Raw genomic sequence first — 23360 nt, 5'->3', positions numbered from 1 at the left:
GCCTGCGCGACTACTACCGCATCGAGGACGCGGCAGGGCGGCGGTACTGGATCTACCGTGACGGCGTCGCGGGCGACGGGCGCGGCGACGACACGCGGGGGCTGCCCCCGCGCTGGTTCATGCACGGACTGTTCCCATGACCGCACCCGCCGCCTGGCGCCTGCATCCGACCCGGATCGTGGCGTCCGATCGCGGCTGGGGGGAGGAGGCGGCCCTGGATGGCACTGCCGTCGCCGCCCTGCGCGCCTTCCACGGTCACGACGACGGCGCGACCCTGGCGGACGCGCGGCTGCCCCGCCACGTGGTCCTGGGGCGGGGCGTGGTCCCGGGAAGCAGCCTGGTCTGCCTGCGCACCGGCCTGATGCTGACGTCGGACGCAGTGGCGCGGAGCATCGCCGCGCATGACGGGGCGCGCCACCGGTTCTGGCCCGTCGCCGTCACGGATGCGGACGGGCGGGACGCGGGGCGGTGGCATGGCCTGATCGTCCGCGCCTTCGCCACGGCCATCGACCTGGACCGCAGCGACACCCGCACGGTACGTCCCGACCCCACGCTGGGGGGCGTGACGCGGGTCACGGTGACGGGGCGGGTGGCGATCCACCCGGACCGGATGCCGGACGCCCACCTGTGGTGGGACCAAGCGCCGACCGAGCCCGTGCTGCTGTGCTCCGCCGCCTTGGCCGGGGACCTGCCTGCCGACATGGGATGCGACCCGTGCCGCTGAACGACTCCATCCCGAAGCGGACGCTGTCCGCGGACAACCCGTTCCACGAGAACGACAGGGCGCCGTTCGTGGAGTTCGGCCTCGCATCCGCCTTCTCGTTCCTCCGCGGCGCGTCGGAGCCCTGCGACCTGATCGCCGCGGCGAACTTGCTGGGCTATGACCGCATCGGCATCGCGGATCGCAACACCCTGGCGGGCGTGGTGCGCATGTGGACCGAAGGGCGCACGGCGAAGGTGGATGCCCTGATCGGATGCCGCCTGGTCCTGACCTGCGGGGCGGAGCTGCTGGCTTATCCGCAGGACAAACGGGCCTATGAACGATTGACCGAATTGTTGTCTGCGGGAAAGATGAATACGCCGGACGGGAAATGGCAGGAGAAGGGCGTCACGCAGATCACGTTGGATATGCTGGGGGATGCCGCCGAAGGGCTGCATTTGATCGTGATGCCGGGCGAAGATCTGGATGCGTTCGAATCCGAATTGGCGCGCCTGTCACGGCGGATTACACCGACCCATATAGGTGCTTCCTTCCGTTATCGCGGCGACGACCGCGCGCGGATCAACAGGTTGGACGACATCGCCCGGCGGAATGGAATGTCGATCCTGGCTACGAACGACGTCGCGTACCATTTGCCGGAGCGTCGTCCGTTGCAGGACATTCTGACCTGCATCCGGGAAAAGACGACCGTCATGCAGGCCGGATATCTGTTGCAGGCGAATGCGGAGCGGCATTTGAAGGCACCCACCGAAATCGTGCGCTTTTTCGCGGATTGGCCGCATGCGGTGCGGTCGACGCGGGAATTGGCGGATCGGATCGCGTTCCGGATGGAGGATCTGCGCTACGAATACCTGCGCGAAATGGTCCCCGCGGGCGCCACGCCGCTGTCGGAATTGAAGCGGCTGACATGGATCGGCGCCAATGCGCGGTATTCCGCCCGCGTTCCCAAGAAGGTCCGGCGGCTGATGCGGAAGGAGTTCCGCATGATCGAGAAGAAGAGGCTTTCGGGCTATTTCCTGACGATCCATCACATCGTGAAGTACGCGACGGAGGAGTTGGATCCCCCGGTCCTGTGCCAGGGCCGCGGATCGGCCGCCAATTCGGCCGTCTGCTATTGCCTGGGCATCACGAGCGTCGATCCGCAGGAATTCGACGTCCTGTTCGAGCGTTTCCTGTCGGAGGAGCGCAACGAGCCGCCCGACATCGACATCGACTTCGAGCACGAGCGCCGGGAGGAGGTGATCCAGCACATCTATCGGAAGTACGGTGCCGATCGCGCCGGATTGTGCGCGACCGTGATCCATTACCGCCCCCGGTCCGCCCTGCGCGAGGTCGGAAAGGTCATGGGCCTGACGGAGGACGTGACGTCCCGGCTGGCCGGAACGGTATGGGGCCACTTCGAGAACGGCGTGGGCGACGACCGGGTGAAGGAGGCGGGGCTGGACCTGGCGGACCCCCTGCTGCGCCGCGTGCTGATCCTGGCACGCCAGCTGATCGGCCTGCCGCGCCATCTGTCTCAGCACGTGGGCGGTTTCGTCCTGACGGACGGCCCCCTGACGCGGATGGTGCCGATCGGGAACGGCGCGATGCCCAACCGGCGGTTCATCGAATGGGACAAGGACGACGTGGAGGCGATGGGCATCTACAAGCTGGACGTCCTGGCGCTGGGGATGCTGACCTGCCTGGCCAAGGGGTTCGACCTGCTGCGCCGGCACAAGGGCGTGGACCACGACCTGGCCAGCGTGCCGAAGGAGCACCTGTACCCCGACGGGGTGCCGCGCCCGACCTACGACATGCTGTGCCGGGGGGAATCGCTGGGCGTCTTCCAGGTCGAGAGCCGGGCGCAGATGGCGATGCTGCCCAAGCTGCAGCCGCGCGTCTTCTACGACCTGGTGATCGAGGTGGCGATCGTCCGGCCGGGACCCATCCAGGGCGACATGGTCCATCCGTACCTAGCGCGTCGCCGCGCGATGCTGGCGAATCCGGGCATCGTGTTCGACTATCCGACGCCGGGGCCCCGATACGATCAGAACGAACTGAAGAACATCCTGGGTCGGACGCTGGGCGTTCCCATCTTCCAGGAACAGGCGATGAAGATCGCGATGGTCGCGGCGGAATTCAATTCGGCCGAGGCGAACAAGCTGCGAAAGGCCATGGCCACGTTCCGCGACAGGGGCGAGAAGGTGAAGGACCACAAGGCCCGCATGGTCGAACGCATGGTCGCGCGGGGATACGACCGCGAATTCGCGACGAAATGCTTCAGCCAGATCGAAGGGTTCGGCGAATACGGATTTCCCGAATCCCACGCGGCCAGCTTCGCCAAACTGGTCTATGTGTCGAGTTGGATGAAATGTCACCACCCGGACGTGTTCGCCTGCGCATTGCTCAATTCGCAGCCGATGGGGTTCTATGCGCCCGCCCAGATCGTCCGAGATGCGCGCGAGAACGGAGTGGAGATCCATCCCGTCGACGTCACCGTCAGCAATTGGGATTGCACGCTGGGGGGCGAAACAAGCGATACACCCCCCGTACACCCCCCGTACACTCCCCGTACATACGCGACGTCGCCCCCGGAGCGACCCTCCCGCGATGCGGGTCCATCGCGATCGGGGGGTGCATCCGGCGATCCGCAGGGCGGATCGCGCTCCGGGCCTCGGGTCAATCCCTCGGATCGACCCGTCCCTGCGGGACCGGCCATCGCCCCCTCGCACGCCCCCCGCGCATACGAGGCGTCGCTCCCGGGGCAGCCGTCCCGCGTTGCGGGTCCGTCGCGACCGGGGGGTGCGTCCGGCGGTCCGCGGGGCGGACCACCGGGTACGGTTCTCGATGATCGCATTCCGCTTGGCACGGATGGGGTTCCAGGCGGGGGTGTGGTCCATGCCACCGGACCCGAGGGCCACGACCGGAAGCGCGCCGCCGGCACCGACCGGGACGTTCCGCCCGGCGGCGAACCGGGTAGGGGATCGAACGTTGGGAACGGCGGATCGCCACGGCCCGGACCCGGCCGGGGACCGTTCGCGCATGACGGCGACGATGCTTCCCAAACGGCCGGGGGCATGGATCGAGCCGGAGGCGGGGCGGGGGACGGGTATCACGCCCTCCGCCTCGGGCTGCGGATGATCGACGGGATGCGGCGGGACGCGGCGACCCGGATCGTGGCGGCGCGGGCGCAGCGGCCCTTCGCCGACGTGGAGGATCTGCGCCGCCGGGCGCGGCTGGATGCGGGCACGATGAAGCGGCTGGCCGCGGCCGACGCGCTGGGCGGGCTGTCGGCCGGACGGCGGGCCGGCATGTGGGACGTTCTGGGCCAGCACAAGCCCAAGCCCGCGCCCCTGTTCGACGCCGCCGATGCCCGCGACACCGGGCCGGACGCGCCCGTGGCCCTGCCGCCCATGCCCCCGTCGGAGGAGGTCGTGTCCGATTATCGCACGACGCGGCTGTCGCTGCGGGCCCACCCGATGTCGTTCTTCCGCACGTCCCTGACGCGGCAGCATTTCGCCCCCGCCGCGGCCCTGCCGGACCGGGGCCACGGGGCGCAGGTGCAGGTCGCGGGGCTGGTGCTGGTGCGCCAGAAGCCCGGCAGCGCCAAGGGCGTCTGCTTCATTACGCTGGAGGACGAGACCGGCGTCATCAACCTGGTCGTCTGGAAGGACCTGTTCGCCCGCTATCGCGGCACGATCATGCGGTCCCGCCTGATGGCCGTGCGGGGACAGGTGCAGACCGACGGCACGGTGATCCACGTCGTCGCTCGCGAGATCGTGGACCGCACCGACGCCCTGGACCGTCTGTCGGAGGACACGCTGCGCGCCATCACCACGCGAGGCGACCATCCGACGAACCCGATCCCCGGTCAGGTGGACGCGCTACCTAGGCCCGACATGCCCCGCACCCATCCCCGCGACGCGCGGGTGATCCCGAAGTCGCGTGACTTCCATTAGGGATGGAGATCACGTGCGCCCCGGGCCGGGACACGAGGGCCCTATCGGCCTGGCAAACCGATGATGCGCCGTTATTCCGAGCCCCGACCTCGAACCGAAAGGAACGCCCATGACCGACCTTCCCATCGACTACGTCGAGTTCACCAGCCCCGACCTGGAGGCGACGCAGAGGTTCTTCGCCCAGGCCTTCGATTGGTCGTTCGTCGATTACGGCCCCGATTACCGCGACGTGCAGGGCGCGGGCCTGGGCGGCGGGATCGCGCGGGGGGATCCGCGCGCGCCCCTGGTGGTGCTGCGCGCGGCCGACCTGGACGCCGCCCTGGCGGCGGTGACGGCGGCGGGGGCCGAGGTGACGGTGGACCCGTTCGACTTTCCCGGCGGGCGGCGGTTCCAGTTCCGCGAACCCGGCGGGACGGAGATGGCGGTGTGGGTCACGCGGGAGGAGGGGTAGGGGCGTCGCCGCCCCGCGCATCGCTGCTGGACGGTCGGACCGGTCATGCGCCATGGGGGAGCGAACCGCATCGCGTTAGGACGCCACCATGACGACTTCCCACCCCGCCCATCTGGAGATCGGCGCGCCCGACGACGCCCGCGCCCGAACCTTCTTCGCCGACCTGTTCGGCTGGACCTTCACGCCGATGGAGAACGGCGGGTGGTTCGACAGCGGCGCGATAAAGACCGGTCTGCACGGGGGCGACGACCGCCCGGCGATCGTGGTCTATTTCGATGTGCCGGACATCGAAGCGGCCGTGGCAAGGGTGCGCGACCTGGGCGGGACGGCGGACGACCCCACGCCGGAGGAGCCTGGCTTCGGTCGGTTCTCGACCTGCCTCGATCCGCAAGGCGTAAGGTTCGGCCTGCGACAGGGCTGAGGCGGCTTCGGCCGCTGTGCCGGCCGGCCCCGGCATCCGTGCAAAGCCACCCTTCGGGGTTCCGCGCCTTCGCTTTCGCGCGGACAATCGGTTAACGGGGAACCCGAAGGCCGTGCGCCATCGTTGACGTCCGAGGCATGCGCGTCGCGACGGCGGGTGGCCCCACGACCACGATGGGGAATCCATGAGCAAGACGACCGAACGGCCCCGCGCGCCGAAGAAACCCACGTCGAAATCCCTGGACGTCGCGAAGACCCTGGCCGAGACGCGGCTGGTGATCGAGGGGGTGGACCCGCAGATCGACGGCGGGCGCTTCGCCGCCAAGTGCGTCGCGGGGCGTCCCATGACGGTCCGGGCGGACGTTTTCTCCGACGGGCACGAGGTCATCGGCGCCGCCGTGCTGGCGGGGCAGGGCAAGGCCCTGGCCGAGACGCGGATGGTCCATGTCGTCAACGACCGGTGGGAGGCGGAGGTCACGTTCGACGCCGTGGGTCCCGCGCGGTTCACGCTGATCGCTTGGCGCGACCTGTTCGGGACCTGGGCCTATGGCGCGGCGAAGAAGCACGCCGTGGGCCAGGATCTGTCGGTCGAGCTGATCGAGGCGCGGTCGATCCTGGACGCGACGGAGGCGAAGGGGGCCGACGGGCGCGCGTTGAGGGCATTGCGCAAGGCCGCCGCAGGGGACGGCGCCGTGGCGGCGCTGCTGTCCGACGACACGGCCGCGTTGATGGAACGGATCGGGCCGCGGGCGAACCCGACGACATACGACCGCGAGCTGCCCGTCTGGGTGGACCGGGAAGGGGCGGCATTCTCGGCCTGGTACGAGTTGTTTCCCCGTTCGCTGGGGAAAGACGGGGCGCACGGCACGTTCCGGGACGTGATCGGTCATCTGGATTACGTCACCGACCTGGGCTTCGATGTGCTGTACTTTCCGCCGATCCACCCGATCGGCTCGAAGAACAAGAAGGGAAAGAACAACAGCCTGGATGCCACACCCGAGGACGTGGGCTCGCCCTATGCCGTGGGGTCGCCCGAGGGCGGGTTCACGGACGTGCATCCTCGTCTGGGCGCGATGGACGACTTCGACGCGCTGGTCGCCGCAGCGGGCGAGAAGGGCCTGGACCTGGCGATGGACATCGCCCTGAACGCGAGCCCCGACCATCCGTGGATCGCCCAGCATCCCGACTGGTTCGAATGGCGGCCCGACGGGTCCATAGCCTATGCCGAGAACCCGCCGAAGAAGTACGAGGACATCGTCAACTTCCGCTACTACAACGACGACGGCAGCCCAAACCTGCCGTTCTGGGTGGCGGTGCGCGACATGCTGCTGTTCTGGGCCGCGCGGGGGGTGCCGAACTTCCGCATCGACAACCCCCATACGAAGCCGTTCCCGTTCTGGGAGTGGATCATCGCGGAGGTCCGCGCGCAGTTTCCGGGCACCGTGTTCCTGGCGGAGGCGTTCACGCGGCCCAAGGTGATGAAGCGGCTGGCGAAGGTGGGGTACAACCAATCCTACAGCTACTTCACCTGGCGCAACACGAAGGTCGAGCTGACCGAATACCTGACCGAGCTGACGACGGAAGAGTGCCGGCACACGATGCGGCCCAACTTCTTCGTCAACACGCCCGACATCAACCCGGTCTTCCTGCAGAGTTCGGGGCGGGCGGGGTTCCGGACGCGCGCGATCCTGGCGGGATCGCTGGCAGGCAACTGGGGCCTGTATTCGGGGTTCGAGTTCTGCGAGGCCGCGCCCGTGCCGGGCCGCGAGGAGTACCTCGATTCCGAGAAGTACGAGTTGCGGCCCCGCGACTTCGACGCGCCGGGCCACATCAAGGACGACGTGCGGCTGATCAACCGGATCCGCCGCGAACACCCCGCGATGCGGGACTTCACGAACCTGCGGTTCTTCACCGCGCATGACGACCGGGTCCTGTATTACGGGCGGTTCGACGACCGAACGGGCAGCTATCTACTGTTCCACGTGCTGCTGGACCCGCATGCGGGGTCGACCTTCGGGTTCGACGTGCCGCTGTGGGCGTTCGACCTGCCCGACGCGGCGTCGGTCGAGGTGCAGGACGTCATCCACGGCAACGCCTTCACGTGGCACGGCAAGTCCCACACCTTGACGCTGGATCCGTCCGAACGCCCCTATGCGATCTGGCGCCTTCTTCCCCCCGGAGCCCCCCGATGAACGACGCGAGCCCCCTCGGCCTCACCGCCGCCGACCCGACGCAGACGCCGGAGGACTGGTTCAAGGACGCGGTCATCTATCAGTGCCACGTCAAGGCGTACCAGGACAGCAACGGCGACGGGATAGGCGACTTCGCCGGGCTGATGTCCCGGCTTGACCACATTCAGTCCCTGGGCGCCACGGCGGTGTGGATCCTGCCGTTCTATCCCAGCCCCCTGCGCGATGACGGGTACGACATCGCGGAATACATGGCGGTGAACCCGCAATACGGGACGTTGGACGACTTCCGGGCCTTCGTGGACGAGGCACACCGTCGCGGCCTGAAGGTCATCACGGAATTGGTCATCAACCACACGAGCGACCAGCACGAGTGGTTCCAGGCCGCGCGACGCGCGCCCAAGGGCAGCCCGGAGCGTGACTTCTACGTCTGGTCGGACGATCCGACGAAGTGGATGGACAAGACGCGGGTGATCTTCAACGACACCCACGACAGCAACTGGTCGTGGGATCCGGTGGCGGAGCAGTTCTACTGGCACCGCTTCTTCGATCACCAACCGGATCTGAACTTCGACAATCCCGATGTATTGGCGAAGGTGCTGGAGGTGATGCACTTCTGGCTAGACATGGGGGTGGACGGCCTGCGCTTGGACGCGATCCCCTACCTGGTGGAGCGCGACGGTACCAACAACGAGAACCTGCCGGAGACGCACGACGTGCTGAAGGCGATCCGCCGCGACCTGGACGCGCACTACACCGGTCGGATGCTGCTGGCGGAGGCGAACCAGTGGCCGGAGGACACTCGCCCCTATTTCGGGGACGGGGACGAATGCCACATGGGGTTCCACTTTCCCCTGATGCCGCGAATGTACATGGCCGTGGCGCAGGAGGACCGGCACGCGCTGACCGACATCATTCGGCAGACGCCCGAGATCCCGGAAGATTGCCAGTGGGGCATCTTCCTGCGCAATCACGACGAACTGACGCTGGAGATGGTGACGGACCGCGAGCGCGACTATCTGTGGGAAACGTATGCCGCCGACAAGCGGGCGCGGATCAACATGGGCATCCGTCGCCGCCTGGCGCCCTTGATGCAGAACGACCGGCGCAAGATCGAGCTGCTGAACAGCATGCTGTTCTCGATGCCCGGCACGCCGATCCTGTATTACGGCGACGAGATCGGGATGGGCGACAACATCTATCTGGGGGACCGGGACGGGGTGCGCACGCCGATGCAGTGGTCCGCCGACCGCAATGCGGGGTTCAGCCGCGCGGTGCCGCAGAAGCTGTACCTGCCGGTGATCCAGGATCCGGTCCACGGCTACGAAGGCGTGAACGTCGAGGCGCAGTCGGAATCGCCGTCGTCGTACCTGAACTGGATGCGGCGCATGGTGGCGGTCCGCAAGCGCCACGAGGTGTTCGGCCGCGGCGAGATCGACCTGCTCTATCCGTCGAACCGCAAGGTCCTGGCCTACATCCGTCGGCAGAAGGACGTGGAGGCCGGCCAGCCGGACGACCAGGCGGTGCTGTGCGTGGCGAACCTGTCGCGCAGCGCGCAGGCCGTCGAGATCGACCTGTCGCGCTACAAGGGGCGCGTTCCCGTGGAGCTGATCGGCCAGTCGCCGTTCCCGCCGGTGGGCGAGCTGCCGTACCTGCTTACGCTGCCGGCTTACGGCTTCTATTGGTTCGTCCTGGCCGACGAGGAGGAGGCGCCCGCATGGCATACGCCCACCAGCGCCGTGCTGCCTGATTTCACCACGCTGACAACGCGCGACGGAACGCTGGCCACGGCGCTTTCGGGCCGCGAAGGCAAGCAGTTCGAGGCCAATGTCCTGCCCGAGTACCTGAAGCTGCAACGCTGGTTCGCGGGAAAGGGCGGTGGACAGCCGAAGGTATCGCTGCGCCAGTTGGCGCCGCTGTCGGACGGGGCGCAGACCCTGGCCATCGCGGACGTCGATCTGGGCGACGAGCGGCAAAGCTATTTCCTGCCGTTGGCCGCGACCTGGGGCGAGGACGCCCTAACGATGGGGCCGCGCCTTCCCGCGACCCTAGCGAAGCTGCGCCGCGCGAACGTGGTCGGCGCGCTGATCGACGGCGCGGTCGACGAAGCCACCAGCCAAGCGATCCTGGCCGCCCTGCGGGAGAACCGAACCGTTCCCGGTCAGGGGGGCGAGGTCGTCTTCCGGTCCACCGACGGGCTGGCCGCGATCGAGGATCCCGGTGAGCCGCGCCTCCTGGGGGCGGAGCAGTCCAACGCCTCCGTCGCGTTCAGCGATCAGTTGATCCTGAAGCTCTACCGCCGCGTGCGGCCCGGCCTGCAACCCGACATCGAGGTCGGACGGTTCCTGACGGAGCGGACGGACTTCGCGCAGACGCCGCCCCTTCTGGGCACGGTCGCCTGGCAGGCGGACGATGGGACGGAAACGGTGCTGGCCGCCGTGTCGGCCTATGTGCCCAACCAGGGCGACGCCTGGACCTGGGTCTTGGAAGCGTTGAACCGCGAGATGGAGACGCGCGAGATGGGCGCGGAATCCACCCGCGAGCGGCCATTGATGCTGGGCACGCTGGATCTGGGACAGTTACTGGGACAGCGCACGGCGGAGATGCACCAAGCGCTTGCATCGGGCGAGGACGCGTTCGGTGCGGAGGACGTCGATGCCGACGCGCTGCGGGCACTGATCGAGGACAGCCGCCGCGAGGTCGCGGGGTTCATCGACTCACTCGACCCGTCCGCATTGGACGACGAGGTGGGCGCGGCGCTGGCCCGGCAGGTTAAGGATCGCCGCGACGACCTGCTGGCCCGGCTGTCGCGGGCGGCGGAGATGACGCCATCGGGCAAGCTGGCGCGGGTCCATGGCGATTACCATCTGGGGCAGGTCCTGATCGCGCAGGGCGACGTCGCGATCATCGACTTCGAGGGGGAGCCGGCGCGCGCCCTGGCGGAACGTCAGGCGAAGGCGTCGCCGCTGCGGGACGTGGCGGGCATGCTGCGCAGCTTCGACTATGCGCTGTGGACGGCGCTCTTCCGCAGGTTGGAGGCCGGGGCGGACGAGGCCGTGGCCCTGGCCGAGATCGGACGCTGGCGGGACGCCACGGCGGGCGGGTTCCTCGCTGCCTATCGCGAGGCGATGGAAGGTCATCCGCTGTCCCCGGACGCGGATTTCGAGGCCGCGATGCTCGACTTGTGGTTGATCCGCAAATGCGCCTACGAGATCGACTACGAGCGAAACTTCCGTCCCGGCTGGATCAGCATTCCCTTGCGGGGAATGCTGGCGATTCTGGACGGCGACGGCGATGACGGAGAAGTCCATTGACCGAAGCGACCCTCGCCGACCCCGTCTTCGACCCCACCTTGGTGGAGGCCGTGGTCCGCGGGCGCCATGGCGACCCGTTCGGCATCCTCGGGCCGCGCGTCGTCGACGGGCGGCTGCACGTCGCCACCTTCGCCCCCGACGCGGCGCGGGTGGAGGTCGTGGACCCAAAGGGCAAGGTCATGGCCGAGTTGCCGCGCCTGCATCCGGAGGGGTTCTTCGCCGGGCCGGTGGGCCAGCGGACGTCGGTCGTGCCCTATCGGTTGCGCTGCATGGCGGGCGACGCCGAATGGACGAAGGACGATCCGTACCGCTTCCCCCCCATCCTGGGCGACATGGACGAGTACCTGATCGCGGAGGGCCGGCACGAGGAGCTGTGGACCCGCTTGGGCGCGCATCCGGTCACGCATGACGGCGTGGACGGCGTGTCCTTCGCGGTCTGGGCGCCGAACGCCCGCCGGGTCAGCGTGGTGGGCCATTTCAACGCCTGGGACGGGCGCCGCCATCCGATGCGCAAGCGTCTGGGCGGTGGCCTGTGGGAGTTGTTCGTGCCCGCCATGACGCGCGGCGACCTCTACAAGTTCGAGGTGGTGGGGACGTATGGCAACCTGCTGCCCCTGAAGGCGGATCCGGTCGCGTTCCGCATGGAGGAAGGCCCCGGCACCGGATCCATCGTGGACGGCCGGACCCGGCACGAATGGAAGGACGGCGACTGGACGGGCCGCCCCAAAGGCGACCTGCGCGGGGAACCGGTCAGCATCTACGAGGTGCATCTGGGGTCGTGGCGGCGGGGCGACGGCGACCGGGTGCTGCCCTACGCCGAGGTCGGCCCGATGCTGGCCGACTATGCCGACGAGATGGGGTTCACCCATGTCGAGTTCCTGCCCTTGTCCGAGCATCCCTATACGCCGTCCTGGGGGTATCAGCCGATCGGGATGTTCGCCCCGACGGCGCGGTTCGGCAGCCCCGACGACTTCGCCGCGATGGTGGACGTGCTGCATCGGCGCGGCATCGGCGTGCTGATGGACTGGGTGCCCGCGCACTTCCCATCGGACGAGCACGGGCTGGCGCAGTTCGACGGAACGGCGCTCTACGAGCACGCGGACCCGCGACAGGGATTCCACAAGGACTGGAACACCCTGATCTACAACTTCGGCCGTGTGGAGGTGGCCAACTTCCTGCGGTCCAGTGCGCTGTACTGGGTGCGGGAGTTCCACGTCGATGCGTTGCGCGTCGATGCGGTCGCGTCGATGCTGTATCTCGACTATTCGCGCAACGACGGCGAATGGATCCCCAATGCCTATGGCGGGCGGGAGAACCTGGACGCCATCGCGTTCCTGCGCGGCACCAACGCGGCGATCGCGGAGCGTACCGACGGCGCGACCATCGCGGAGGAATCGACCGCGTTTCCCGGCGTGTCGCACCCCATCGCCGAGGGCGGGCTAGGGTTCGACTTCAAGTGGAACATGGGGTGGATGCACGACACGCTGAACTACATGGCCGAGGACCCGGTCAACCGGAAGTACCACCACCAGTTGATGACCTTCGGCCTGCATTACGCGTTCAGCGAGAACTTCGTCCTGCCGCTGAGCCACGACGAGGTCGTGCACGGCAAGGGCAGCCTGCTGGGCAAGATGCCGGGTGACCCCTGGCAGCAGTTCGCCAACTTGCGCGCGTACCTGTCGTTCATGTGGACCCATCCGGGAAAGAAGCTGCTGTTCATGGGTGGCGAGTTCGGACAGGTCCGCGAATGGAGCCATGATCGCAGTCTGGACTGGCACCTGCTGGAGGACCGCCATCATGCGGGCCTGCAGGCCATGATCGCGGACTTGAACCGGCTGTACCGTGCCCTGCCGGCGCTCCATCAACTCGACTGCGACCCGGCCGGCTTCCGCTGGATCGAGGGCGGCGACACGGAGAACAGCGTCTTCACCTATCTGCGCCTGGGTCGCGACGGCGTGGCCCCGGCGGTCGTCGCCGCCAACATGACGCCGGTCTGGCGCGACGATTACCGGATGGGGGTGCCGCATGACGGAGATTGGACGGTCGCGTTCAATTCCGACGCCGCCCGCTATGGCGGCACGGGCGAAGCGCGTGCCGGAACGATCCGCGCCGGACAGGACGGAGCGCATGGGCAGCCCGCGTCCCTGTCGGTCGACCTGCCCCCCCTGGCGGTCGTCGTTCTGACGCCCGAGGGTCGCGTGCTGGATGGCTAATGCGGATTTCCGCGTCGAGGCGGGGTCGGGGACCCCCCTCGGCGCGACCTGGGACGGGTCCGGCACGAACTTCGCGCTGTTCTCGGCCCACGCGACGAAGGTCGAGCTGTGCCTGTTCGCCGAGAACGGGCGCCGCGAGGTCGCGCGCATTCCATTGCCGGAGAACACGCACCAAGTCTGGCACGGTTATCTGCCGGGGGTCCGCCCGGGACAGCTGTACGGCTATCGCGTGCACGGGCCGTACGCGCCGGAGGCGGGGCATCGGTTCAACCCCAACAAGCTGCTGCTCGACCCCTATGCGCGGGCCCACAAGGGGCCGTTGCGCTGGCACGACGCGATGTTCGGGTACCGGGTGGGCAGCCGCCACGGGGACCTGTCCTTCGACCGCCGCGACAGCGCGTTCGTGATGCCGAAATGCGTGGTCGTCGATCCGGCCTATACCTGGGGCGCTGACCGCCACCCCCGCACGCCCTGGGCGCAGACGGTGGTGTACGAGGCGCATGTCGGCGGGTTGACTAGGGGATACGGCGGGATCGACGAGCCGCTGCGCGGCACGTTCGAAGGATTGGCCGACGAGAAGGTCGTGCGCCGTCTGAGGGAGCGCGGCGTCACGGCCATCGAGCTGCTGCCCGTGCAGGCGTTCCACGACGACCGCGACTTCCTGGCGCGGGGCCTGGGCAACTGGTGGGGGTACAACACGCTGGGCTTCTTCGCACCCGCGTCGCGCTACTTGGTTCGGGACGGCAACATCGACGAGTTCAAGCTGCTGGTCCGCCGACTGCACGACGAGGGATTGGAGGTCATCTTGGACGTGGTCTACAACCACACGGCGGAGGGCAACCAGATGGGCCCGACGCTGTCGTTCCGGGGCATCGACAACGCCTCGTACTACATGCTGGGCGATGACAAGCGGTACACGTTCGACACGACCGGCACGGGCAACAGCCTGGACCTCGGCAACCGGCGAGTCCTTCAGATGGTGATGGATTCGCTTCGGTATTGGGTCGAGGACTGCCATATCGACGGGTTCCGCTTCGACCTTGCATCGACGCTGGGCCGCGACCGCGACCAGTTCAACCCGCATGCCCCGTTCCTGGAGGCCGTCGCCCAGGACCCCGTCCTGTCGGAGGTCAAGCTGATCGCCGAGCCCTGGGACACGGGGCCGAACGGCTATCAGGTCGGTAACTTCCCCCCCGGCTGGGCGGAATGGAACGATCAGTACCGCGACACGGTCCGGGCGTTCTGGCGGGGCGATGCGGGCCAGGCCCAGGCGATGGGCGACCGGCTGCTGGGTTCGGCCCAAATCTACGAGCACGACGGACGCCGGCCCTGGTCCAGCATCAACTTCGTGACGGCGCATGACGGGTTCACGCTGATGGACCTGGTGTCCTTCGACGCCAAGCACAACGAATTGAACGGGGAAGGGAACCGCGACGGTCACGACCACAACCTGTCCGCCAATTACGGCGTCGAAGGGCCGACCGACGATCCCGGGATCAACGCGATCCGTGATCGCCAGCGGCGGAACCTGATGGCGACGCTCCTGCTGTCCCAGGGCACGCCGATGGTCCTGATGGGGGACGAGCGGGGGCGCAGCCAGGACGGCAACAACAACGCCTATTGCCAGATGGGAGCGATGAACTGGCTGTCCTGGACGGGCGAGCCCGACGCGTTCGAGGATTTCTGGCGGGCCGTCATCGACATCCGGTCCAATCGCCCGCTGCTGACCTTCAACCGGTTCCTTCATTCGCACGACGGCAACCCCGAACACCGTTACGTCACGTGGCTGCGCACGGACGGGGGCCCGATGACGCCGGAGAACTGGCACGATCCAGACCGCCGCATCCTGACGCTTCTGATTCAGGGTGCCGCGGACAAGCCTTTGCTGCTGGTCCTGAACGCCGGAACGGACGCCGTCCGGCAGGCGCTGCCCGACGGCGCGTGGCTGCGACTGGTCGACACCGTCACCGGCCGGGCCGAGGTGCGACCCACCGGCGCGCCCGAGGGGCCGCACGTTTCCGCCGATGCACGCAGCCTGACCCTGTACGAGGGGATCGCGCCGTTCCAGCCGTTCCCGCCCGCCGATGACTGATCGACATTGGGGCCCGCGGATCGGGGAGAACGGCGTCGATTTCGGCCTTTGGGCCCCGGGGGTCGACAGCATGGACCTGATCCTGGACGGGCGGTCCGTGCCGATGGAGGCGCGGGGCGACGGTTGGTGGGGCGCCTCGACGCCCGCCGAACCCGGCTGTGAATATGCGTTCGCGTTGCCGGACGGCCTGCGCGTCCCCGACCCGGCGTCCCGGCGACAGGCGGGGGACGTCCATGGGCCGTCCGTGCTGTGCACGCCGGCCGCGCCGTCGCGGGGGCCGGGCCGCCCCTGGGCGGACGCGGTCATCTATGAATGCCACATCGGCGCGCTGACGCCCGGCGGCACGTTCCGGGACGCGATCGCGGTGCTTGACCACATCGCCGCGACGGGCTTCACCGCCATCGAGATCATGCCCATCGCCCAGTTCGGCGGGGACAGGGGCTGGGGCTACGACGGGGTGCTGCCCTATGCACCGCATCCGGCCTATGGCACGCCGGACGACTTGCGCGCGCTCGTCGCCGCGGCGCACGACCGGGGGCTAATGGTGCTGCTCGACGTGGTGTACAACCACTTCGGACCGGACGGGAACTACCTGGCATCCTATGCGCCGGGCTTCTTCGATGCGAACCGGACGACGCCGTGGGGCACGGGGATCGACTTCACCCAGGCCGCCGTCCGGGACTTCTTCGTGGGGAACGCCGTCTACTGGATGGACGAGTTCGGCATCGACGGGCTTCGGCTGGACGCGATCGACCAGATCGTCGACCCGTCGCCCACGCACCTGCTGGTCGAGTTGGGCGACGCCGTCCGCGCGCGCCATCCCCGCGCCTGGCTGACCACCGAGGATAACAGAAACGTCGTCCACCTGCACCACGGCGGCCCCATGGACGGCGAATGGAACGACGATTGGCACAACGCCGCCCATGTCGTCCTGACGGACGAGGGGGAAGGGTACTATGCCCCCTTCGCGGCCGACCCTATTCGTCATCTGGCCCGTGCAGCCGCGGAAGGGTTCGCCGAGCAGGGCGAGGGCGGACGCGGCGTGCCGTCGGGCCACGTGCATCCGACGACGTTCGTGGACTTCCTGCAGAACCACGACCAGATCGGAAACCGCGCGCGGGGCGATCGATTGACGGCAGGCGTCGATCCGCGCCGGCTTCGTTGCCTGCAGGCGTTCCTGCTGCTGTCACCCCACGTTCCGCTGCTGTTCATGGGTGAGGAATGGGGCGCGACGGATCCGTTCCCCTTCTTCGCGGGCTTCGACGGTGATCTCGGCCGCATCGTGCGCGAGGGGCGGCGGGCCGAGTTCGCGGACTTCAAGGACTTCGCCGACAGCGACGTTCCCGATCCGATCGACCCCGGCACGTTCGCGTCCGCCAAGCTGGACTGGTCCGTGCGGGACGGGGCGGCGGCACAGGCCGACCTGGACCGCATCCGCGGTCTGCTGGACGTTCGCCGCCGTCATGTCCGGCCCCTGCTGGACGATCCCGAGGCCACCGGTGGGCGCGTGCTGGATGGGCCCGAGGGCGGCATCGCGGTGGACTGGCGCCTGGCGGGGTGCGTGCTGCAGGCCCGGGTCAATCCGACTGGTGCCGCCATGTCCCTTCCTCCGGTCGAAGGCGACGCGATCCATGGGGACGCCACGGCCCTCGGCGGACCCTTCACATGCCTGATGGTGCTTCGATGAGACTTCCGACCGGGACCTATCGCCTACAACTGCGCGAGGGGATCGATTTCGACCGCGCCCGTGCCTTGGTGCCCCATATCGCCGATCTGGGGGCATCGCATCTGTACCTGTCCCCGATCTTCACCGCGCAGCCGGGTTCGACCCATGGCTACGACGTCACCGATCCGGGCGAGGTGGACCCCGTGCTGGGCGGGATGGATGGGTTCGAGCGCTTGGCGGCCGAATGCGAGGATGCGGGGCTGGGCTTGATCATCGACATCGTTCCGAACCACACCGCTTTCGGGCTGGACAATCCCTGGCTTCGCGATGTCCTGCGGCATGGTCAGGCGTCGCGCTATGCCCGGCATTTCGACATCGACTGGGCTGCAGGTCGCCTGCGGCTGCCGTGGCTGGACGAACCCTTCGATCCGGCGAAGGCCACGATCGACGGCGACGTGATGCAGGTGGGCGACCTGGCCGTTCCCATCGCGCCCGCCAACGGGGACGTGGCCGCGGTCCACGATGCGCAGGCCTGGCGGCTGACCGACTGGCGCACCGAGCACGGCGCGATCACCCATCGACGCTTCTTCGCCGTGACCGGCCTGATCGGGATGCGGATCGAAGACGACGCCGTGTACCGCGACATGCATGCCTTGACCTTCGACCTGATCCGGCGGGGGCTGGTGCAGGGGCTGCGCGTGGATCACGTGGACGGACCGGCCGACCCGGCCGCGTATCTGCGTCGGCTGCGCGCGGATCTGCCCGACGTGCCGATCTGGATCGAGAAGATTCTGACAGACGACGAAACCCTGCCCGCCGACTGGCCCGTCGAGGGGGAGACGGGCTATCACGCGGCGCGATCCATCGCGCGGGTCCTGACCGATCCCGAGGGCGAGGCCATTCTGAAGGACGCGTTCGACCGCGACCTCGGTGCCACGCTGGACTTCGTCGCCGTCCGGGACGAGGCCAAGCGGCAGATCGTCACCACGGAACTGACGGCGGAACTGCGACAACTGACCGGGATGTTCCGCGATGCCGTACCCGGGACCGAATGGGGGTACGAGGATCTGCGCGCCGCCATCGTCGCGTATGTCTGCGCCTTTCCGCGGTATCGCAGCTATGCGACCGCCGACCATGTATCCGATCGGGACGCCACGCTTATCCGCGACACCGCCGCCCGCGCGGCTGCTGGACGACCGATGCCGGGGGCCTTGCCGCTGCTCGCGGACGCGCTGTGCGGACCGGAAGGGGCGCGGTTGCGGGTGCGGATCCAGCAGGTCACCGGCGCCGCCATCGCCAAGGCGCAGGAGGACACCGCCTTCTTCCGCTATGTTCCCTATCTCGCGGCGAACGAGGTCGGGTCCGAACCGGATCATCCCGCGATGGAGGTGGCCGCGTTCCACGACGCCATGGCCGCCCGCGCGCGGGCGATGCCGCACGCCCTTACCCTGACGTCGTCCCATGACACGAAGCGGTCGGAAGACGCGCGGGCGCGCATCACCATCCTGAGCCATCAGCCCGACCTGCGCGACCGGCTTCTCCGGGAGGTGCCCGAAGACCTTCCGCCGGCATGGCGGTGGTACCTCGCTCAGAGCGCCTGGGCGCTTGCAGGGGAGCCGGACGCCGCCCCCCGCCTGCGGGACCACATGATCAAGGCGATGCGGGAAGCCAAGCAGGACACGGTCTGGCCCGCACCCAACGGGGCGTTCGAGGAACCGATCCTGGCCGCGGCGGACGCGGTGGGGGCACGGTTCGCCACCATCCCCGTGGATTTGCAAGAGGCCGCCGATCGGGCCGACCACGTCACCATCGCTCAGACGGCGCTGAAGCTGACGGTGCCGGGCATTCCCGATATCTATCAGGGGACGGAGGTCGCATCCCGAACCTTGACCGATCCGGACAACCGACGAGCGGTCGGCTTCGACGACCTGCTGGCCGGCGGCGGGACCGGTGTCGATGCGGTCAAGCTTTCGCTGACACGGACCGTCCTGCGGCTCCGCCGGGAGCGGCCGGAGGCGTTCCTCAATGGTGGATACGACCCCATCGCGGTGCCCGCGGGCCGGCTGGGCTTCGTGCGCGGCGATGCGATGCGGGTGACGGTCTCGCTGGACGGTTCGCCGTTGGACGGCGGCGGCACGATCTGGCCGCCGTCCGCGATGGGCCCGCAGGCGGCGGCGCTCGACTGGTCGGAATGAGCGAGGTCCGCATCCGGCGGGAAGGACGCACGGGGCGGATCACGCTGAACCGGGCGGACGCGCTGAACGCGCTGACGCGCGACATGGTCGTCGCGATCGAACGTGCCTTGCTGGATTGGGCGGTCGACGACGCGATCGCGCTGGTCCTGATCGACGGGGCGGGGGACCGCGCCTTCTGTGCGGGCGGGGACCTTTCGTCGATCCATGCCGCGTTGGTCGCGGGCGATGGTGACGCGGTCAGGGCGTTCTGGCGCGACGAGTACCGGATGAACGCGACGGTCGCCGCCTATCCGAAGCCGGTCGTCGCATTCCTGCACGGCCTTACGTTGGGGGGTGGCGTCGGGCTGGGATGTCATGCCTCCCATCGGATCGTCGACGATACCTCCCGCATCGCGTTGCCGGAATGCGGCCTTGGCCTGGTGCCGGACGTCGGATCGTCACGGCTGCTGCGGCGGGCGCCGGGTCGGATGGGCATGTTCCTGGGGATCACGGGACGCCCGATGGCGGCGGCGGATGCCGTATGGGCGGGGTTCGCCGACACGTACGTCCCGGGCGGCTGGGACGGACTGAAGGACGCGCTGTCCGATGGCGGCGACGTCGCGATCATCGAAGGTGTGCCTGCGGATGGCGGAACCCTGGCTGGATTGCGGGCGGAGGTCGATGAACTGTTCCTGGCCGCGTCTCTGGGCGATCTGGCCCGATTTCTGGTCCGGGCCGACGGTCCGGCGGCCCGGATCGTGCGGACGGCGCTGGACCGGAACGCGCCCCTGGCGATGGCCTGCGCCTTGGCGATCCAGGGGCGCTTGAACCCCGATGCCGGCATCGTTCCATCGCTCGACCTCGAATATCGCTACGTAGCCCGCATCGCGGGTGGCCGCGACTTCGCCGAAGGCATCCGCGCGCGGCTGATCGATCGCGACGACGCACCCAGGTGGGATCACGCGGGGCCGGACGCCGTGACGGAGGGGGAGGTTTCCGCCATGCTGCGACCGTTGCCCCCGGGCGAGGGATGGGGGGCAGCGACCGAGATGGGAGAATGGACATGAAGATCGGGTTCATCGGGACGGGCAAAATGGGTGCCCCGATGGCGCGCAACCTCGCACGGGCGGGGCATTCGGTCACGGGGTTCGATCCCCAGGCGGCGATGCCCGGGGGCGTGGCGACGGCCGACGACGCCGCCGCGGCGGTTCGCGGGGCCGAGGTGGTGGTGACGATGTTGCCGAAGGGCGATGTCCTGCGCTCGGTCGCGGACACGGTTGTGCCGGCGATGGCCCCGGGCGCCGTCCTTGTGGACTGCTCGACCGTCGACATCGAATCGGCCCGCGCGGTCGCAGCGCTGGCCCGTACCGCCGAGATCGGGTTCCTCGACGCGCCCGTGTCGGGCGGGACCGTGGGAGCGGATGCCGGGACGCTGACCTTCATGGTGGGCGGGGCGTCGGACCATCTCGACCGCGTCCGTCCGCTGTTGGAGGCGATGGGATCGCGGGTGGTCCATTGCGGTGCCGTGGGCGCCGGGCAGGCCGCGAAGCTCTGCAACAACATGATTACGGGCGCCACGATGGCCGTTACCTGCGAAGCCTTCGCGCTGGCAAATGCGTTGGGGTTGGACGAGGCGCGGTTCTACGACGTCGTATCGACCTCGTCGGGGCAGAGCTGGTCGACGACGACGAACTGCCCCGTGCCCGGCGTGGGTCCCGAATCGCCCGCCGACCGGGACTATGCCGCCGGGTTTGCGGTGTCCCTGATGCTGAAGGACATGACCCTGGCGGTGGAGGCCGCGAAGACGGTCGGGTCGCCCGTGGCGACCGGCGAGACCGCCCTGCGGGCGTACCGCGATCTGGCGGACGGGGGCGAGGGCGGGCGCGACTTCTCGGCGCTGCTGCCCCGCTTCAAGTCGATGCGTGGGAAGCAGTGATCGCGATGGGGGGAAGTGGCGCGGTTGACGGGGCTCGAACCCGCGACCCCCGGCGTGACAGGCCGGTACTCTAACCAACTGAGCTACAACCGCGCGTGAGCGGGCGGATACCGAAGGGTCGCGGGGGGGTCAATGGGTGATCTCGGGGAAAAAGGCCGACCGCGCCGGGGCTCCGATTCAGACGTAGGCGGCCACACGGCGCAGGCGCAGGACGATCTCGTCCAGCTCGTCGGACTGCTCGGGGGTGATGGCGGGGCCCAGCTCCTGACGGGCGAGGAGGACGAGCATTTCGGCGCAGTCCAGCGCCAGCCAGCCCGACAGGGTGGCGGATTGATTGGCGACGTCGCGGATCGCCTCCTGGATGGCGGTGCGGAGGTGGACGGATTCCTGATCGGTCAACATTGGTCTAGGGCTCTTGGGAGGTGCGGCCGGGCGTTCGCACAGCACGATGAATAAGGTGGAGACAGTGGGGGATGGGCCGATGGCCGAACGACTATGCGTGATAACGGGCGCCGCACGCGGCATCGGTCTGGCGACGGCGCAGCAGATGGCCGCTGCCGGAAGCACGGTGGTGATGGTCGATATCGACGGCGACGCGCTGGCCGTTGCGGCCGGGACGGTTCCGGGAAGCGTGGCGCTGGTGCGCGACGTCGCCGAGCCCGGAGACGTCGATGCGATCGCGCAGGAGGTCGAGGCGCTGGGCGGCCGCCTGCACGCGTTGGTGAACAATGCCGGCCTGGCGGATTTCGGCCCCCTCGCGGAGACCACGGCGGAGCGGTGGCATGCGGTGATGCGAACCAACCTGGATGGGCCGTTCCTGATGACCCAGGCCGTGCTGCAGGCCCTGAAGGCCGCGCGCGGCGCGGTGGTCAACATCGCGTCGATCAGCGCGCTGCGGGCGTCCACGCTGCGGGTCGCGTACGGCACGTCGAAGGCGGCGGTGGCGCATCTGACGCAGCAGCAGGCGGTCGAGTTGGGCGAGTTCGGCATACGCGTGAACTGCGTTTGTCCGGGGCCGGTCCGAACGAAGCTGGCGATGGCGGTCCACACGCAGGAGATCATCCACGCCTATCACGATGCGATCCCGCTGGGACGGTACGGACGAGAGCCAGAGATCGCGGAGGCGATCGTCTGGTTGTGCTCCCCCAAGGCAAGCTACGTCACGGGGCAGCGCCTGTCGGTCGATGGCGGGTTCGAGGCCACGGGAATCGGTCTGCCCGCGCTGCGACGCGCCACGAACGGTGCGTGATCCCGATGTCCAAACCTTCGTCTGCATGCTGCGGATTTAGGCGCGCATGAAGGTTCCGTCTGTCACGCAGTTGCGGGACAACCCTTGGTTGCAAGGGCAATCGGTCAGGTGGGCAGGATCAGGCCCGCGCCCACGCCCTTGATCGCGGCGGTCGTCCTGTCCGCCACGCCGAGCTTGTCGAAGATGCGCCGGACGAGGGTGTCGACCGTGTGGCGCGACACCCGAAGGATGTCGGCGATCACCGCGTTGGACTTGCCGCGTGCGATCCATCCCAGGACCTCGCGCTCGCGCGCGGTCAGGGACGCAGCCGCGCGGGCGTCGTCCGGCACCATCTCACAATAGCGCAGGTGGGCGATCTGCGCTGCGCATTTCAATTCGAATATCATGGCGTCCGAGAGCGCGGGGCGCCGACCCCCGAAGCCGAGGCCCACGTATCCGTTGCGCAGGTTCGGTCCGACGACCTGCATGCTGAGGCCGTCGCCCAGATCGGCGGCCTCCAATCGGCGCAGCATCGCCTCCTCGGCGCCGGTCAGTTCGACGAGATGCCGGATGTCGTTCCAGAAGAAGGGGCGGGTGGTTCGCGCCGCGAGCGCGACGATCGGATCGTGCTCGAACAGGTGGTCTTCGAGGTAATGGGTGACCCAGTCGGCCGGGAAGCCATGTGCTTTTATCCCTGTTTCCGTCAGGACACCCTGCATGCGTCCCTGGCGGAAGTGGTGATAGCTGACCATCGGGATGTCGTCGTCGGCATAGAACGCGATCACCACGTGCCACAATTCCTGGGGGTCCCGCGCTTCGGCGGATCGTGCGGCGAAGTCAGACAGAGCCGAATCCGACATGTGCGCCCCCTGGGACGGCATGGTGGGTGGTGAGGGGCTCGAACCCCCGACATCCTCGGTGTAAACGAGACGCTCTACCAACTGAGCTAACCACCCGCGCCTCCACGATAGACCGGGGACCGGGTGTGCGGCAAGTCGGCGCGGCTTGCCGCATCGGA

Annotated in this window: 15 protein-coding genes and 2 tRNA genes; 13 read left to right on the top strand and 4 right to left on the bottom strand. The window is 68.5% G+C overall.

What is annotated here, in order from left to right; translation table 11 throughout:
* Positions 1–136 precede the first annotated feature (136 nt).
* The 12 genes from P0084_RS01655 to mmsB all read left to right on the top strand — a co-directional run bounded on the left by P0084_RS01655 (position 137) and on the right by mmsB (position 21114).
* Complete coding sequence (locus P0084_RS01655; protein ID WP_308915048.1) at positions 137–724, top strand: imm11 family protein; 588 nt, start codon at positions 137–139, stop codon at positions 722–724.
* Positions 715–4659 (top strand): error-prone DNA polymerase, encoded by a 3945-nt coding sequence (locus P0084_RS01650; RefSeq protein WP_308915047.1) that lies wholly within the window; start codon positions 715–717, stop codon positions 4657–4659. Before P0084_RS01655 ends, P0084_RS01650 begins: the two co-directional genes overlap by 10 nt.
* A 109-nt stretch (positions 4660–4768) precedes the next feature.
* Positions 4769–5110 carry a VOC family protein gene (locus tag P0084_RS01645; RefSeq protein WP_308915046.1) on the top strand — a complete coding sequence of 114 codons (342 nt, stop codon included), beginning with the start codon at positions 4769–4771 and terminating at the stop codon, positions 5108–5110.
* Between the two features lie 88 nt (positions 5111–5198).
* Positions 5199–5531 carry a VOC family protein gene (locus P0084_RS01640; RefSeq protein WP_308915045.1) on the top strand — a complete coding sequence of 111 codons (333 nt, stop codon included), beginning with the start codon at positions 5199–5201 and terminating at the stop codon, positions 5529–5531.
* Between the two features lie 184 nt (positions 5532–5715).
* A complete protein-coding gene (locus P0084_RS01635; RefSeq protein ID WP_308915044.1) occupies positions 5716–7722 on the top strand; it encodes an alpha-1,4-glucan--maltose-1-phosphate maltosyltransferase in 2007 nt (668 codons plus the stop codon).
* Entirely contained in the window at positions 7719–11033 is a 3315-nt protein-coding gene (gene treS, locus P0084_RS01630) for a maltose alpha-D-glucosyltransferase (RefSeq protein WP_308915043.1), read from the top strand. Before P0084_RS01635 ends, treS begins: the two co-directional genes overlap by 4 nt.
* Positions 11030–13246, top strand: coding sequence for a 1,4-alpha-glucan branching protein GlgB (glgB, locus tag P0084_RS01625; protein WP_308915042.1), 2217 nt, complete (start codon positions 11030–11032; stop codon positions 13244–13246). Before treS ends, glgB begins: the two co-directional genes overlap by 4 nt.
* Entirely contained in the window at positions 13239–15338 is a 2100-nt protein-coding gene (gene glgX, locus P0084_RS01620; protein WP_308915041.1) for a glycogen debranching protein GlgX, read from the top strand. Before glgB ends, glgX begins: the two co-directional genes overlap by 8 nt.
* Positions 15331–17025: a malto-oligosyltrehalose trehalohydrolase gene (gene treZ, locus P0084_RS01615; protein ID WP_308915040.1), complete on the top strand. Its 1695-nt coding sequence runs from the start codon at positions 15331–15333 to the stop codon at positions 17023–17025. Before glgX ends, treZ begins: the two co-directional genes overlap by 8 nt.
* Positions 17022–19199: a malto-oligosyltrehalose synthase gene (gene treY, locus P0084_RS01610; protein ID WP_308915039.1), complete on the top strand. Its 2178-nt coding sequence runs from the start codon at positions 17022–17024 to the stop codon at positions 19197–19199. The genes treZ and treY overlap by 4 nt, the downstream gene beginning before the upstream one ends.
* Positions 19196–20245: an enoyl-CoA hydratase/isomerase family protein gene (locus P0084_RS01605; RefSeq protein WP_308915038.1), complete on the top strand. Its 1050-nt coding sequence runs from the start codon at positions 19196–19198 to the stop codon at positions 20243–20245. Before treY ends, P0084_RS01605 begins: the two co-directional genes overlap by 4 nt.
* Positions 20242–21114, top strand: a complete 873-nt coding sequence (mmsB, locus tag P0084_RS01600) for a 3-hydroxyisobutyrate dehydrogenase (protein ID WP_308915037.1) — start codon at positions 20242–20244, stop codon at positions 21112–21114. The genes P0084_RS01605 and mmsB overlap by 4 nt, the downstream gene beginning before the upstream one ends.
* Before the next feature lie 16 nt (positions 21115–21130).
* Here mmsB and P0084_RS01595 read toward each other — a convergent pair.
* Together P0084_RS01595 and P0084_RS01590 are read right to left on the bottom strand one after the other, a co-directional pair.
* Positions 21131–21207 (bottom strand) — tRNA-Asp (locus tag P0084_RS01595).
* An 84-nt stretch (positions 21208–21291) separates the two neighbouring features.
* Positions 21292–21516, bottom strand: a complete 225-nt coding sequence (locus P0084_RS01590) for a hypothetical protein (protein ID WP_308915036.1) — start codon at positions 21514–21516, stop codon at positions 21292–21294.
* Between the two features lie 79 nt (positions 21517–21595).
* On the opposite strand from P0084_RS01590, the gene P0084_RS01585 reads away from it, so the two are divergent.
* On the top strand, positions 21596–22363 hold the full coding sequence (locus P0084_RS01585; RefSeq protein WP_308915035.1) for an SDR family NAD(P)-dependent oxidoreductase: 768 nt from the start codon (positions 21596–21598) through the stop codon (positions 22361–22363).
* 104 nt (positions 22364–22467) lie between these two features.
* Here P0084_RS01585 and P0084_RS01580 read toward each other — a convergent pair whose 3' ends face one another.
* Together P0084_RS01580 and P0084_RS01575 are read right to left on the bottom strand one after the other, a co-directional pair.
* Positions 22468–23202, bottom strand: a complete 735-nt coding sequence (locus P0084_RS01580) for a LuxR family transcriptional regulator (RefSeq protein WP_308915034.1) — start codon at positions 23200–23202, stop codon at positions 22468–22470.
* 20 nt (positions 23203–23222) lie between these two features.
* A tRNA-Val gene (locus P0084_RS01575) sits at positions 23223–23298 on the bottom strand.
* Between the last annotated feature and the right edge of the window lie 62 nt (positions 23299–23360).

The organism is Jannaschia maritima (assembly GCF_030973515.1).
GTDB lineage: Bacteria > Pseudomonadota > Alphaproteobacteria > Rhodobacterales > Rhodobacteraceae > Jannaschia > Jannaschia maritima.
Note: the sequence above shows the minus strand (reverse complement) of the source record. Positions and strands in the feature narration are given on the sequence as shown.